Annotated in this window: 9 protein-coding genes; 7 read left to right on the top strand and 2 right to left on the bottom strand. The window is 70.4% G+C overall.

Going from position 1 to position 15,014, the window contains the following annotated elements:
• The first annotated feature begins 64 nt into the window (after positions 1-64).
• From ACVCAG_RS10540 to ACVCAG_RS10525, 4 genes are all read left to right on the top strand, one after another.
• Complete coding sequence (locus tag ACVCAG_RS10540; protein WP_440085186.1) at positions 65-1,732, top strand: protein kinase domain-containing protein; 1,668 nt, start codon at positions 65-67, stop codon at positions 1,730-1,732.
• Between the two features lies 1 nt (position 1,733).
• On the top strand, positions 1,734-2,759 hold the full coding sequence (locus ACVCAG_RS10535; protein ID WP_440085185.1) for an NAD(P)-dependent oxidoreductase: 1,026 nt from the start codon (positions 1,734-1,736) through the stop codon (positions 2,757-2,759).
• Between the two features lie 133 nt (positions 2,760-2,892).
• Positions 2,893-4,242 carry an FAD-binding protein gene (locus ACVCAG_RS10530; protein ID WP_440085239.1) on the top strand — a complete coding sequence of 450 codons (1,350 nt, stop codon included), beginning with the start codon at positions 2,893-2,895 and terminating at the stop codon, positions 4,240-4,242.
• 14 nt (positions 4,243-4,256) lie between these two features.
• On the top strand, positions 4,257-5,516 hold the full coding sequence (locus tag ACVCAG_RS10525) for a class I SAM-dependent methyltransferase (RefSeq protein ID WP_440085184.1): 1,260 nt from the start codon (positions 4,257-4,259) through the stop codon (positions 5,514-5,516).
• Between the two features lie 218 nt (positions 5,517-5,734).
• Here ACVCAG_RS10525 and ACVCAG_RS10520 read toward each other — a convergent pair whose 3' ends face one another.
• Positions 5,735-7,267 carry an AMP-binding protein gene (locus ACVCAG_RS10520; RefSeq protein ID WP_440085183.1) on the bottom strand — a complete coding sequence of 511 codons (1,533 nt, stop codon included), beginning with the start codon at positions 7,265-7,267 and terminating at the stop codon, positions 5,735-5,737.
• A gap of 170 nt (positions 7,268-7,437) precedes the next feature.
• Here ACVCAG_RS10520 and ACVCAG_RS10515 point away from each other — a divergent pair, with 170 nt between their 5' ends.
• The 3 genes from ACVCAG_RS10515 to ACVCAG_RS10505 all read left to right on the top strand — a co-directional run bounded on the left by ACVCAG_RS10515 (position 7,438) and on the right by ACVCAG_RS10505 (position 11,943).
• Positions 7,438-9,012, top strand: a complete 1,575-nt coding sequence (locus ACVCAG_RS10515) for a GMC family oxidoreductase N-terminal domain-containing protein (RefSeq protein WP_440085238.1) — start codon at positions 7,438-7,440, stop codon at positions 9,010-9,012.
• 312 nt (positions 9,013-9,324) lie between these two features.
• Positions 9,325-10,500: a cytochrome P450 gene (locus tag ACVCAG_RS10510; RefSeq protein WP_440085237.1), complete on the top strand. Its 1,176-nt coding sequence runs from the start codon at positions 9,325-9,327 to the stop codon at positions 10,498-10,500.
• A 168-nt stretch (positions 10,501-10,668) separates the two neighbouring features.
• Positions 10,669-11,943 (top strand): cytochrome P450, encoded by a 1,275-nt coding sequence (locus ACVCAG_RS10505; RefSeq protein WP_440085182.1) that lies wholly within the window; start codon positions 10,669-10,671, stop codon positions 11,941-11,943.
• Between the two features lie 35 nt (positions 11,944-11,978).
• Here ACVCAG_RS10505 and ACVCAG_RS10500 read toward each other — a convergent pair whose 3' ends face one another.
• Positions 11,979-14,522 carry a hypothetical protein gene (locus tag ACVCAG_RS10500; RefSeq protein ID WP_440085181.1) on the bottom strand — a complete coding sequence of 848 codons (2,544 nt, stop codon included), beginning with the start codon at positions 14,520-14,522 and terminating at the stop codon, positions 11,979-11,981.
• Between the last annotated feature and the right edge of the window lie 492 nt (positions 14,523-15,014).

The raw sequence follows: 15,014 nt of genomic DNA, 5'->3' as shown, positions 1-15,014 counted from the left end.
AAACTTGCGCCCTCTCCGAATGGGACCTAGGGGTTTTGCGATGACATATCCGCACAGTGAACGGGTGGTCGCTGGGCGCTATCGACTGCTGCGGGAACTCGGCAGGGGCGGGATGGGCGTCGTCTGGGAGGGCTACGACATCCTCCTCAACCGCTCGGTCGCCGTGAAGGAAGTGCTCCTACCGCCCAACCTCTCCCCGGCCGAGCACCAGGTCCAGCTGACCCGCACCTCCCGCGAGGCCAGGACGGCGGCCAGGCTCAACCACCGCGGCATCGTGGCGATCTACGACGTGGCGGAGCAGGACGGCCGCCCCTGGATCGTGATGGAGCTGGTCAGGGCCCGCGGGCTGGACGAGGTCGGCCTGCTGCCGGTGCGCCAGGTCGCCGACATCGGCCGCCAGGTCCTGTCGGCCCTGCGCGCGGCCCACGAGGCCGGGATCCTGCACCGCGACGTCAAGCCGAGCAACATCCTGCTGGACGCCGAGGGCCGCGCCGTGCTCTCCGACTTCGGCATCGCCGTCATCGAGGGCGACACCTCGCTCACCCAGACCGGCATGGTGACGGGCTCACCGAGCTTCCTGCCGCCCGAGCGCGCCACCGGGGTCGACGCCGGCCCCTGGTCCGACCTGTGGGCCCTCGGCGCCACCCTCTACGCGGCCCTGGTCGGCCAGGGGCCCTTCGAGCGCCGTGACGCCATCTCCACCCTCGGCGCGCTCCTCACCGAGGAGCCCGACTTCGGCGTGGTGCCCCTGGAGATGCGAGCGGTGCTCACCGGCATGCTCCAGCGGGAGCCCGCCCACCGGCTGACCGCGCAGCAGGCCGACGCCATGCTGGCGGAGGTCATCGACGACCCGTCGGCCGCCGCCCGCCGTACCGGGGAGACCGCCGTCCGCCAGGGGCGAGGGACCGGGGGCCACCGTACGGGAGGGGCCCCGAGCCGTACCGAGGAGAACTTCGGCCGCATCGGTAAGACCTCCCACCGCACCGGGGAGCGGGAAAGGCGCGAGACCAGGAATTCGGCCGTGCCCGGTCGCCGCGGCGGAGGGCGGCTCCCGCTGATCGTGGGGGCCGTCGTCCTGCTGGCGGCCGGAGGCGCCGCGGCGGCCGTGGCGATGTCGCAGCCCGAACAGCGGCCGGTGGCGCGCTCCGCGCCCACCGTCGCGGAGGCCACGCCGGAGCCGGTGGAGGAGACCGAGCCGGCGACCCCGACCCCCACTCCGACCCCCACCCCCACCAGGACCAGGACGGCCGCGTCCGCCGGAGGGCTGAAGACGTGGCGGGCCCGGCCTCCGGAGAACTGGTCGATCAAATACCCGGCCGGATGGAACGGCGACTGGGCGGCCGAGACGGGCTACACCCAATGGCTGCGCCGCGACGGGGCCGCCCACCTGTCGGTGGAGCCGCTGGAGGGAATCCCCGAGGGCCTGGACTCGCTTCGCGAGACCATCAGGGAGAACGTGGCCCAGTGGAGCGAGATCGACTTCGAGGACACGGCCGAGATCCCTCTCGCCTACGGCGCCGGGCTCCAGTGGGAGTTCACCTGGACCATGAAGGACAGCGGCGGAGCCCCCTGGGCCGAGGCCGGGGTGACCTACCGCGAGGTGCGGCGGTTCATCGAGGTGGGCGACTCGGTCATGGTGCTCAGCTGGACCACTCACGACGCCGACTGGGTGGCCCAGCAGGCGCTCATGACCCGCGTGTTCGACAGCTTCCACCCCCGCGGAGGTGAGTGACATGAACCGAAGGCGCTCGGACCGCGTGCTCGGCGGTCTTCACCCCGTGGAGGCGAACAGCACGCCCTGGAAGGTGCTCGCGCTGCCGCCCCTCCCCGAGGAGGCGTTGCGCAACCTGCTCGGCTCGCTCGGCGACCGGGTCGCCGTGTCGGTTCCCGCGGCCCGCGACCGGGAGTCGCTGCTCGCCGCCCTCGGCGGCGCCGAGATCGTGGTCGGCGACTGGAGCGGCGGGCTCGCCCTGGACGCCGAGGCCGTCCGGGCCGCGCCGGACCTGACGTTCGTCCAGCAGCCCTCCGTGGGCGTGGACGGCCACGATCTCGGCGCGCTCGCCGAGGCGGGCGTGCCGCTGGCCAACACCGCGGGGGTGAGCGCGATCGGGGTGGCCGAGTGGTGCCTCGCCGCCGCGCTCGCGCTGTCGCGGCGGCTGCTCGACGCCGACGCCGCGGTCCGCGCGGGACGCTGGCCGCAGCTGGACCTCGGACCCGCCGAGCTGTACGGCTCGCGCGTCGGCATCGTCGGGTTCGGCCCGATCGGCGAGGCCGCCGCCCGGATGTTCGCCGCCCACGGATGCGAGGTCTCCTACTGGACCCGCACGCCGCGCGAGGTGCCCTACACCTACCGGCAGATCGGCGATCTCGTCGCGAGCTCCCACGTGCTCGTCCTGGTCGTCCCGCTGACGGAGGAGACCAGAAGGCTGATCGACCCGTCCCTGATGCCCGCGGGCTCGCTGCTCGTCAACGCGGCGAGGGGGCAGGTGGTCGACTCGGCGGCGCTGCTTTCGGCCCTGGAGTCGGGGCACCTGGGCGGCGCCGCGCTCGACGTCTTCGACACCGAGCCGCTGCCGCAGGACGACCCGCTGCGCGGCAGTCCGAGGGTCCTGCTCTCGCCGCACGTGGCCGGGGTGACCCCTCAGTCGACCGGTCGTCTGATCCGGTGCGTGCTGGACAACCTGGAGGCGGCGATCGAGGGCCGACCTGTGGCGAATGTGGTCAACGGGGTTGATGCGGTGGTCGGCCGAAGATCGTAAGAAGGACGGTCGTAGAGTTTTCCCGTGTTTAACGCGCCCTGCCTGGCTCCGGAGACATCCGAGTTATAACGTGCCTAGGGGCGATCTTTCCAACGAGGTCATGGGGGTGATCACCGTGCGGCAGATGACGGGGATGTCTGCGCACCGGCAAGCGGTGGAGCAGATCAGGGAGTCCTACGCCGCCATCCCGGGAGACGCGGTGCCCCGGCTCTCCAAGGCCACCACCAACCTGTTCCGGTTCAGGGACGGCGCCCGGTCGGCGAAGCTGTCGGCCAGGGACCTGGACCAGGTCATCGAGGTCGACCCGGTGACGATGACCGCCGAGGTCCAGGGGATGACGACCTATGAGAACCTGGTGGACGCCACGCTCGCCCACGGGTTCATGCCGTACGTCGTGCCGCAGCTGAAGACGATCACGCTGGGCGGGGCGGTGACGGGGCTCGGCATCGAGTCCACCAGCTTCAGGGAGGGGCTGCCGCACGAGTCGGTGGAGGAGATGGAGATCCTCACCGGCGACGGCAGGATCGTGGTGGCCCGTGACGACAACGAGCACCGGGACCTGTTCCGGGCGTTCCCCAACTCCTACGGCACGCTCGGCTACGCCCTCCGGATCCGGATCAAGCTCAAACCCGTCCAGCCGTACGTCAGGCTGACCCACATCCCGTTCGGCGACGCCGACAAGTGCATGCTCGCGATGCGCGAGATCTGCGAGCGCGGCGAGTACGAGGGCGAGCGCGTCGACTTCGTGGACGGCACGTTCTTCGGCCCCGGGGAGCTCTACATCACGGTGGGCCGCTTCGCCGAGCGCGCCCCGTACCTCTCCGACTACACCGGGATGCGCATCTACTACCGGTCGATCCAGACCAGGACCCGCGACTGGCTGACCGTCCGCGACTACCTGTGGCGCTGGGACACCGACTGGTTCTGGTGCTCGCGCGCCTTCGGCGTGCAGACCGCGCTGGTGCGGTCCCTGATGCCGCGCAAGTGGATGCGCTCGGACGTCTACCGCAGGCTCGTCGGCCTCGACCGCAAGTACGGGGTGATCGCCAGGGTCGACCGCTGGCGCGACCTGCCCGTGCAGGAGTCGGTCATCCAGGACATCGAGGTGCCCGTCGAGCGCGGTGCCGAGTTCCTGGAGTTCTTCCACGACAAGGTCGGGATGGCGCCGGTCTGGATGTGCCCGCTGAGGTCCACCGGCGAGTGGCCGCTCTACCCGCTGGAGCCGGGACGGCTCTACGTCAACTTCGGCTTCTGGGGAACGGTCCCACTTCCCAGGGGGCAGTTCGACGGTTACCACAACCGTTTGATCGAGAACCGGGTCCACGAGCTGGAGGGGCATAAATCGCTGTACTCCACTTCGTTCTACCCGGAGGATGAATTCTGGCGGTTTTATAACGGAACCGCCTACTGGCCGGTCAAGCGGGCATACGACGGGGGTGGCCGGTTGCTCGACCTCTACGACAAGTGTGTTCGGGGGCGTTAAGAGAGGCTGATTCTGTGTTGCTCGCAGAGATCTTCGAGAAGGTCATGGGGCCCGAGGCGGACGTGCGCTTCGTCGCCTACGACGGAAGCAAGGCCGGACCGGCCGGCGCCGACATCAGTGTCGAGGTGAAGACCCCGGCGGCCGTCGCGTACCTGGCGCAGGCCCCCGGAGAGCTGGGTCTGGCCAGGGCGTACGTGTCCGGTCACCTCGACGTCGACGGGGACATGTACACCCTGCTGTCCCGAATGTGGTCGCTCACCGTCAACGACATCCCGGTCGGGCAGAAGCTCGCGGCCATCCGAGCCCTCGGGGTCCGCCCGCTGCTGACGCGGATGCCGCCGCCTCCGCAGGAGGTGCGGCGCAGCATGCTCGCCCGGATGGGCAGCAGGCACGCCAAGCAGCGCGACGCCGAGGCCATCCACCACCACTACGACGTCTCCAACAAGTTCTACTCGTGGGTGCTCGGCCCCTCCATGGCCTACACCTGCGCGGTCTTCCCCGAGCAGGAGTCCACGCTGGAGGAGGCGCAGCTCACCAAGTTCGAGCTCGTCGCCCGCAAGCTGGACCTCAAGCCCGGCATGAGGCTGCTGGACGTCGGCTGCGGCTGGGGCGGAATGGTCATCCACGCCGCCCGCGAGTACGGCGTGAAGGCGCTGGGGGTCACCCTCTCGCGCCAGCAGGCCGAGTGGGCGCAGAAGGCCATCGCGGAGGCCGGCCTCGGCGAGCTCGCCGAGGTCCGCCACATGGACTACCGCGACGTGCCGGAGACCGGCTTCGACGCCGTCAGCTCGATCGGCCTGACCGAGCACATCGGCAAGGACCAGCTGCCCTTCTACTTCCGCTTCCTGTACGACAAGCTCGTCCCCGGCGGGCGGCTGCTCAACCACTGCATCACCCGCCCGACGGGCACGGAGAAGACCCTCAACGCCGGCGGCTTCATCAACCGCTACGTCTTCCCCGACGGGGAGCTGGAGTCGGTCGGTTACCTGGCCCGCCAGATCGAGGACACCGGTTTCGAGATCCGCCACGAGGAGAACCTGCGCGAGCACTACGCGCAGACCCTCCGCTTCTGGTGCGCCAACCTCGACGCCCACTGGGACGAGGCGGTCAAGGAGGTCGGCGAGGGCACGGCGCGGGTCTGGCGCCTCTACATGGCGGCCTGCGTGGTCGGCTTCGAACGCAACAAGATCCAGCTCCACCAGGTCCTCGGGGTGAAGCTCAACGCCGACGGCACGGCCGGTCTCCCGCTCCGCCCCTCGCTCGACTGGCCCTGACGCCCGGAACACGCTCACGCGGGGAGCCCCCGCGCGGGAGACGCTCGTACGGGATGTTCCTCTACGAGAATCCGCGCGGGCGCTCACGCGAACGCGTTCCCACCGGACCGTACGGCCCCTGCCGCGGACACCTCGGGGCCGGGTTCCGGCGGCATGCCGCGCCGTCCGGAACCCGGCCCCGCCGCCGTGGCCTCATCGGCCGGGCGGATACGGGCCCCTCAGCGGAGCTCGCGCTTGAGGATCTTCCCGGTCGCGGTCATCGGAAGCGCGTCGCGGAACTCGACGATCCGCGGATACTTGTACCCCGCCATGTTCTCCTTGCCCCAGGCGATCAGCTCGTCCTCGGTGACCGTCGCGCCGGGGGTGCGGATGACGTACGCCTTGACCTCCTCGCCGTGCGAGTCGTGGGCGACCCCGACCACCGCCGCGAGGGAGACCTCGGGGTGGGTGATCAGGACCTCCTCGAGCTCGCGCGGGTAGACGTTGAAGCCACCCCGGATGATCATGTCCTTGGCGCGGTCGATGATGGAGTAGTAGCCGTCGGCGTCGCGGGTGGCGATGTCGCCGGTGCGGAACCAGCCGTTCCGCATGACCTCGGCGGTCGCCTCGGGCCGGTTGTAATAGCCCTTCATCACGTTGTGCCCGCGGATCGCGATCTCGCCGGGACCCTCGCCCTCGATCGTCTTCCAGTCGTTGTCGATCAGTTTCATCTCCACGCCCCAGATCGGCGTGCCGATCGTGCCGGGCTTGGTGGGCCTGCCGAGCTGGTTGAAGCTGGCCACCGGGGAGGTCTCCGACAGGCCGTACCCCTCCAGGATGCCGATCCCGAAGGTCTTCTCGAAGTCCTTGAGCACCTCGACGGGGGAGGAGGCGCCACCGGCGGCCGCGATCCTGAGAGAGGTGGGCACCTCGTCGCCGTCGGTGTGGATCTTCGTCAGCATGGCCCAGTACATGGTCGGCACGCCCGCGAACAGCGTGATGTTCTCGGCGCGCATCAGCTCCAGGGCCGGGCCCGGCTCGAAGCGCGGCAGGAGCACGACGGTCGCCTGGCGCCGGAACCCGGCGTTCATGACGACGGTCTGGCCGAAGGAGTGGAACAGCGGCAGCACCGCCAGGTAGGCGTCACCGCCCTCGGTGCGGGGGAACATCTCGTCGGAGACCATGGCGTTGAGCAGCATGTTCTGGTGGCTGAGCTCGGCGCCCTTGGGCTGGCCCGTGGTGCCGCTGGTGTACAGGATCACCGCGGTGTCGTCGGGCGAGGTCTGCACGGTCTCGAACTCGCCGGACACGCCGTCCAGCGCGGCCCACAGCGTCTCCCCGTACTCGGACTCGGTGGCGAACGCGGTGGCGGGCAGCACGAAGAAGTGTTCGGCGGAGGACCCCTCGAAGCCGGCTTTGCCCCGCTCGCCCAGTGGCAACTCGGGAGTGCCCTCGAAGCAGAACAACGCCTTGGCCTGGGAGTCCTCCAGGTGGTAGGCGATCTCCCTGGACTGCAGCAACACGTTGAGCGGCACGACCGTGGCGCCGGCCTTGAGGATCCCGTAGTAGACGAACGGGAAGTAGGGCAGGTTGGGGCAGGCCAGCGCCACCTTGTCGCCCTTGCCGATCCCGCGGGAGACCAGCAGGTTGGCAACCTGGTTCGCGACGGTGTTGACCAGGGAGTACGGCAGCCGCAGGTCACCGAAGACCAGTGCGGTGCGGTCGGGGGCCTCCCTGGCGCTGTCCTCCAGTGCGATCGACAGGTTGAGCATCGTACGTCCTCCTCCGAGCAAGCTCTGACCCGCTCATACTGGCAGTCCGAGATACCGACCGGTAGGTAACACGATGACAAATTGACGGGCAAACCGCGGGGGAGTAAGCAGATAAGAGCGCGCTTACGGGGAGGCGAGCTGGCCGACTGTGCGATGAAAGGTCAGTGAGCGTGGAGTACGACTACGTCATCGTGGGCGCGGGGTCAGCGGGATGTGTGCTGGCCAACCGTCTTTCCGCCGACCCCGGCACGAGGGTCGCCCTCATCGAGGCGGGCGGTTCCGACCGGAAGCTGGAGGTTCGGATGCCGGCCGGCTTCTCCAAGCTGTTCAAGACCGAGCGCGACTGGGACTTCACCACCGCCAAGCAGCCCGAGCTGTCCGGCAGGGAACTCTACTGGCCGCGCGGCCGGATGCTCGGCGGATCCTCCTCGATGAACGCCCAGATGTGGGTGCGCGGGCACCGCGCCGACTACGACGGATGGAACGTGCCGGGCTGGTCCTACGAGGAGGTCCTCCCGTACTTCCGCAGGGTCGAGCGCCGCGCCGGCTCCAACCGCGGCGGCGTGTACGGCACGGAGGGCCCGATCCACATCTCGGAGCTGCGCTCCCCGAACCCCGCCACCGCGCTCTTCCTGCGGGCCTGTGAGGAACTGGGCATCGCCCGCCTGGAGGAGCTGAACGGCCCCTCCAACGAGGGCTGCTCGCCGACCCCCGTCACCCAGCGCAGGGGCCGTCGCTGGAGCTCCGCGGACGCCTACCTCGCACCCGCGGCCAGGCGGCCCAACCTCACCGTGCTCACCTCCTCACGCGTACGCCGGGTGCTCGTCGAGGACGGGCGCGCGACCGGGGTGGAGTACGGCGGCGACGGCGACGGCGACGTCGGCGGTGACGGCACCGCGGTGGCGCGGGCGCGCGGGGAGGTCATCCTGTCGGCCGGGGCGATCGGCTCACCGCACCTGCTGATGCTGTCGGGGGTCGGTCCGGCGGACGAGTTGCGGTCCGCGGGTGTCGAGCCGGTCCACGAGCTGCCCGGGGTCGGCGCCAACCTCCAGGACCACCTCGCGTCGGGCGTCTTCCTGCACTGCCTCAAGCCGATCACCCTCGCCGGCGCCGAGTCGACCGCCAACCTGCTCCGCTTCCTGGCCGGCGGCCGAGGCATGCTCACCTCCAACATCGGCGAGGCCGTGGCGTTCATCCGCACCTCCGAGGAGGAGCCCGCCCCCGACATCGAGCTGATCTTCGCTCCCGGCTCCTTCGTCAACCACGGCCTCACCCCGCCGCCCGGCCACGGCCTGACCATCGCCTCGATCCTGCTGCGGCCGGAGAGCCGCGGCCGCCTCTCGCTGGACGGCCGGGACGTCGTGATCGACCCCGGCTACCTGACGGCGGAGGCCGACGTCCGGCGGCAGGTCGCCGGGCTGCGGAAGGCGAGGGAGCTGTTCACCACCGAGGCGCTCCGGCCGCTCGCGGGGCCGCCGATGGACCCGTACTGGGACCCGAGGACCGAGGAGGAGCTCGTCCGCTGGATCCGCGAGCGCAGCGAGACCCTCTACCATCCGGTCGGCACCTGCCGGATGGGCGACGATCCCGGGTCGGTGGTGGACCCCGCCCTGCGGGTCCGAGGGATCGCCGGCCTGCGGGTGGCCGACGCCTCGGTCATGCCGCTCATCACCCGGGGACACACCCACGCGCCCACCGTCATGATCGCCGAAAGGGCCGCCGACCTCATCGCCGCCGGCCACTGACGGCCGGGCCATCGGATCGCGTGATCGCGAGGCCGGGAGGCCGCCGTGGCCGCCGAGGGGCCGCGTGGGCGGATCGGCTTGGCCAGGTCGTGGCCTTCCTTTCGCGGGGTGCCAGGGAGGAGCATGTTCCCAGACCGGGCGCTTCCCGCATCGGGAGCGCTCCGGGAAGGTCGACGATCTCGTTCCGAGCTGGTTGAGCCGAGGGTCCTGTGGCAGGATCCATGAAAACAGAATGCGGTTCTAGTGGAGGCTGGCGTGACGGTTTCACTCGCGGACATCGATCTGTCGGACATCTCCTTCTGGGAGCGGCCGATGGCCGAGCGGGAGGCCGCCTTCGCAGTGCTCCGCGCGCAGCCGGGCCCCATCCTGTTCGCCGAGCCCGAGATCCCCTTCGCCCCGCTCGGCCCCGGCTACTACGCCCTGGTGCGGCACGCGGACATCATCGAGGCCAGCCGCCACCCCGACGTCTTCTCCTCGGGCCGGGGGGCGACGTCCATCCAGGACCTCGGCCCCGAGTTCGGCGAGTACTTCGGTTCGATGATCAATATGGACGATCCCCGGCACGCGCGGCTGCGCAGAATCGTGTCCCGGGCGTTCACCCCGAAGATGATCAAGCAGTTCGAGGTCGACGTCGACGCCGCGGCCGTGCGGATCGTGGACGACCTGATCGCGAAGGGGCCCGGCTGTGACTTCGTGACCGAGGTGGCCGCCAAGCTGCCCCTGAAGATCATCTGCGACATGATGGGCATCGGTCCCGAGCACTACCAGGCGGTCTTCGACGCCACGAGCATCATCCTGTCGGGCGGCGACCCCGAGTTCATCGCCGACGTCAGCCGTGCGGCCGAGTTGCTCCTCGGTGCGGGGCAGGGACTCCAGAACCTCGTCATCTCCCTGGCCGCCGAGGGGGGAGACAACCTCATCACCGCTCTGACCAGTGCCAACATCGACGGTGAGAAGCTGACGATGCAGGAGCTCGGCTCGTTCTTCATCCTGCTGGTGGTGGCGGGCAACGAGACCACCCGCAACGCCGTCTCCCACGGCCTGCACCTGTTCACCGAGCACCCCGGCCAGCGGGAGCTGCTGCTCCAGGACCTCGACGGGCGCCTGCCCGGTGCCGTCGAGGAGATCGTCCGCCTCGCCTCGCCCGTCGCCTGGATGCGCCGCAGCCTCACCCGCGACCACGAGATGAACGGCCACCTCTACCGCGCGGGGGAGAAGGTCCTGCTGTACTACTGGGCCGCCAACCGCGACGAGAGCGTCTTCACCGACCCGCACCGCTTCGACATCCGGCGTACCGAGGGGCCGCACGTCGGCTTCGGCGGCCCGGGACCGCACTTCTGCCTGGGCGCCCACCTCGCCCGCCGCGAGATCACCGTCATGTTCCGCGAGTTGTTCACCCGCCTGCCCGGAATCCGTTCCGTGGGGGAGCCCGACCGTCTGCGTTCCAGCTTCATCAACGGCATCAAGCATCTTGACTGCGACTTCTGAGCGCCGCCAGGGGGCCTTGCGTTGACGCGAGCGTTTGGTTTCCCAAATTCTGGGAGAGCCGCCAGGGGGCCTCGCATTGACGCAAGCGTTTGCTTTCCCAAATTCCGGGAGAGCCGCCAGGGGGCCTCGCATTGACGCAAGCGTTTGCTTTCCCAAAGGATGGGCGCCATGAACGTGACGCCAGCCGAGCGGAAGCCGATCGTCTCCGCCGGCGACTTCGACCTGTCGGACCACGACTTCTGGTCCAGGCCCATGCCGGAGCGGGAGCACGCCTTCCGGCTGCTGAGGGAGCTGGAGCGTCCCGTTTTCTACCAGGAGATGGAGAACCCGCTGATCCCGCGAGGGCCCGGCTACCACGCGCTGGTCAAGCACGCCGACATCCTGGAGGCCAGCCGCACTCCCGAGGTGTTCTGCTCGGGAGACGGCGGGGCCACCAACATCCTCGACATGCCCGCCGAGTTCGCCGAGTACTTCGGTTCGATGATCAATATGGACGATCCCCGGCACGCGCGGCTGCGCAGGATCGTGTCCCGGGCGTTCACCCCGAAGATGATCAAGCAGTTCGAGGTCGACGTCGACGCCGCGGCCGTGCGGATCGTGGACGACCTGATCGCGAAGGGGCCCGGCTGTGACTTCGTGACCGAGGTGGCCGCCAAGCTGCCCCTGAAGATCATCTGCGACATGATGGGGATACCGGAGACGGACTACCGCGCTGTCTTCGACAGATCCAACATCATCCTCGGAGGCTTCGACCCCGAGTACGTCGGCCTCGACATGAACACCGTCGCGGAGAGGCTGCTGACCGCAGGGATGGAGCTCCAGCAGCTCGTCCAGGACCTCGCCGCGCACCGGGCGGAACATCCCACGACCGACCTCACCTCGTCGCTGGTCAACGCCAACATCGACGGTGAGAAGCTGACGATGCAGGAGCTCGGCTCGTTCTTCATCCTGCTGGTGGTGGCGGGCAACGAGACCACCCGCAACGCCATCTCCCACGGCCTGCGCCTGTTCACCGAGCATCCCGGCCAGCGGGAGTTGCTGCTCCAGGACCTCGACGGGCGCCTGCCCGGTGCCGTCGAGGAGATCGTCCGCCTCGCCTCACCGGTCAACTACATGCGCAGGAAGGTCACCCGCGACCACGAGATGAACGGCCACCTCTACCGCGCGGGGGAGAAGGTCGTGTTCTACTACTGGGCCGCCAACCGCGACGAGACCGTCTTCACCGACCCGCTCCGCTTCGACATCACCCGCAGTCCCAACCCCCACATCGGCTTCGGCGGCCCGGGACCGCACTTCTGCCTGGGCGCCCACCTCGCCCGCCGCGAGATCACCGTCATGTTCCGCGAGTTGCTCCGCCGCGTCCCGCGGATCGAGGGCGGCGCTCCCGAACGGCTCCACTCCAGCTTCATCAACGGGATCAAGCGGATGGAGTGCACCTTCTAAGTCGTTCGCGGCTTTCGGGAATCCCTACGGAGTGGTCACTGCCCCGCCGCGCGGATCGACTTGAAGACGGTGTTGATGTCGGGGAGCAATTCCTTCCTGCTGTCCGGCACCGACATGTAGACGATCGAGGGCAGATCGGCGCCGGTGCTCACCGCCGCCACGACCATGGTCGTCTTCGAGTCGCCCGAGGTGATCTCGTACGCCGCGAGCTGGCCGGGCAGGCCGTTCACCGACAGGGTCTGCTGGGCGGTCTTACGGGCGGTGTTGCCCTCGGGGAAGAACTTGTTGCGCCCGTTGGAGGCCACCGCGTTGATCACCGGTGCGAGGTTCTCCGGCGAGGTGTACTTGCTCTTCAGGCGCGGGGAGAGCGGGCCCGACATCAGCTGCGCGAACTGGGTCTTGCCCGTGGAGTCCGTACCCGCCGGGAGATACTGACGGGTCGTGAAGCCGTAGGAGGCGGGCATGCCGGGACGCTGGTCCTGCCGCCAGGGGGCGCCGAGCCGTGCCAGGGTGATCCCCGCCTGCTGGTCGGTGAGCGTGCCGGCCACCGGCGACGCGTCGCCGGTGAAGCGCGGCAGGCGGCCGATGGCGGCGGGCTTGGCCGGCTTCTTGGTGACCGCCGCGGAGGGCTTGGGATCGGGGGCGATCTCCTCGCCGCCGGCCAGCGGCCCGGCCAGGAACGCCCAGAGCACCGCGCCGAGCAGCGCGATGACCACGGACCCGGCCAGCGCGAAGATCCAGACCGGCCGTCCCCGCTCGCCGAGCTCGTCCTCGTCCTCGATGGCCTGGTAGTTGTCGCCGAAGACCGTGTTCCACAGCTCCTGCTGGCGCTCGGGCGGAGGTGTCTTCGGGCCGCTGATCTGGCCCGCGGTGACGAACGGCTTGTTCGGGTCGGAGGGGTCGCGGCTCAGGTGATGGCCGGGCTGGCCCGGATGCCCAGGCTGGCCGGGGTGACCCCCATGTCCGGACTGGCCCGGGTGGCCCGGGTGGCCGGGCTGGGGCTGGGACGGCCCGGGGCCGGCTCCGGGATGAACGGGGGCCTGGGGGGCGGGTGCGCCGGAGGCCGCCGCGTTCGCGGCCTGGGCCCACATGGCGGGGGTGTCCGGCACGCCGTAGCTGCGCCGCGCGTTTCCGGTGCCGTCGCCGTTCGGGGTGCCGTTCGGGGCGCCGGCCTCAGGTGAGGCGCCCCCGAAAGGGGGACCACCGGGGGCGACGCCGGAAGGGGCGCCCTGGGCGTTTCCCTGAGCGGCGCCGGGATGGGCGCTCCCGAAGGGAACGGCCGGAGCGTCGGTGCCCGCCCAGGAGGGGGAGAACGCCGAGGTCTGCGCCTCGGCGGGACCCGCGTTCCCCGAGGAGAGGGCCGGAGGCCACGCGCCACCGCCCGCCGGGGCCGCGGGTGGCCAGGGGGCGTTCTCCGCCGGCGCGGGTGAGGGCGGCCACCCGCCGTTCTCCGTCGGCTGTGCCGGAGGCCAGGCGGGGGCGTCGTTTCCCGGGGCGGCGGCCTGCCACGTCTCGCCCGCCGGCGCATCGGAACCCTGCCGGCGCGCGTCCCCCTGCGGGCTCGACGCCTGTGCCCAGCCGTTGTTCTGCGGGCTGGTCGCCTGTGCCCAGCCGTTGGCCTGCGGGCTCTGCGCACGGCTGTCGTCGTGGGGCGTGGCGCTGGGCCGGCCGTCGTTGGTCGGTGTGCCGGCCTGCGCCCAGCCGTTGGAAGAGCCGGCCTGGAGGGCGGAGGTGGGCTGAGCGTTGCCGTCCTGTGGCGGCGTGGACTGCGGCCATCCGTTGTTCGGGGAGGACGGGTGGTGGCCGTCGCCGTCGGCCTGCGGGCCCGAGGCCTGCGCCCAGCCGTCCTGTGCGGAGGCGGGCTGCGGCCATCCGTTGCCGGGGGAGGTCTGGTGCGAGCCGTCGGTGCCCTGCGGGCCGGAGGCCTGTGCCCAGCCGTCACCTTGAGCGTTTGATCCCTGAGCGCCCGATCCCTGCGGGCCGGAGGCCTGTGCCCAGCCGTCGCTCTGGGGGGTGGTCGCCTGCGCCCAGCCGTCGTTGCGCGGGCTGGACGCCTGTGCCCAGCCGTCCTGTGCGGAGGCGGATTGCGGCCATCCGTTGCCGGGGGAGGTCTGGTGCGAGCCGTCGGTGCCCTGCGGGCCGGAGGCCTGGGACCAGCCGTCGCCCTGAGTGCCTGATCCCTGCGGGCCGGAGGCCTGGGACCAGCCGTCACCCTGGGGGGCGGACGCCTGCGCCCAGCCGTCGTTGCGCGGGCTGAAAGCCTCCGACCAGCTGTCGCTCCGGGGGTTCGACGCCTGTGCCCAGCCGTCGGCCTGCGGGCGCTGCGTGCGGCCGTCGTCGTGGGACGGGGGGCTCTGAGGCCGGCCGCCGGGGGGATCCGCCGGGGAGGCGGCGGGGCGCTGCCCCTCGCCGCCGGGTGAGGTCTGCCACGAGGAGCCGTTGCCGCCCTGCGACTCGTCCTGCGGGCGGGGGAGCCGAGGGCCGGTACCGAGGGGGTCGTTCGTCCACGAGGGCGACGGCTCGGCAGCCTCCGGCCATGCCGGAGGCAGGTGGGACTGGCTGGACTGCTCCGAGGCCATGCTTTCCTTACCTCCCGCGCGGGTGCCCGAATTAGGCGTATTGGGCATGGTCTCACGTGAGACGGGGGGGCTCGCAGGGAAACCGGAGAACGCCCCCCTGAACTGGAGTCCGGTGGGGTCGGTCGGCGGATCCTGCATGGGCAGGCCGACCTCCATCGGATCCGGGCCCTGCCCCGGCTCTGCTGAATGTGCCACGGTTAGAAGAGTAAACGTGAGAGACATACGAGGTCACAACAGGCCGCATAGCCATCGGGTCTCGTTGCCCCGCGAGTACGGGAACCCCATTCTGCCGACCTGGCCGGATCCTGTCCCCCGCTTGCCGCGATCGGCCCTGTTTTCCCTGGCCATGAATACGCCTTGCGGGCTGCGATAGTCTTGGTCTATGCGTGCCGCGACCCTGCTTATCGGGCCGCATCGGCTCTCCCGTCCCTGAGCGCCCTGCCGATGCGGCTGCCCTCCGCGTGAGCGGGGGGTTTTTGCATTGGGCCGGAC

This window comes from Streptosporangium sp. G12 (assembly GCF_052983175.1).
This window is presented reverse-complemented; position numbering and strand designations above follow the sequence as displayed.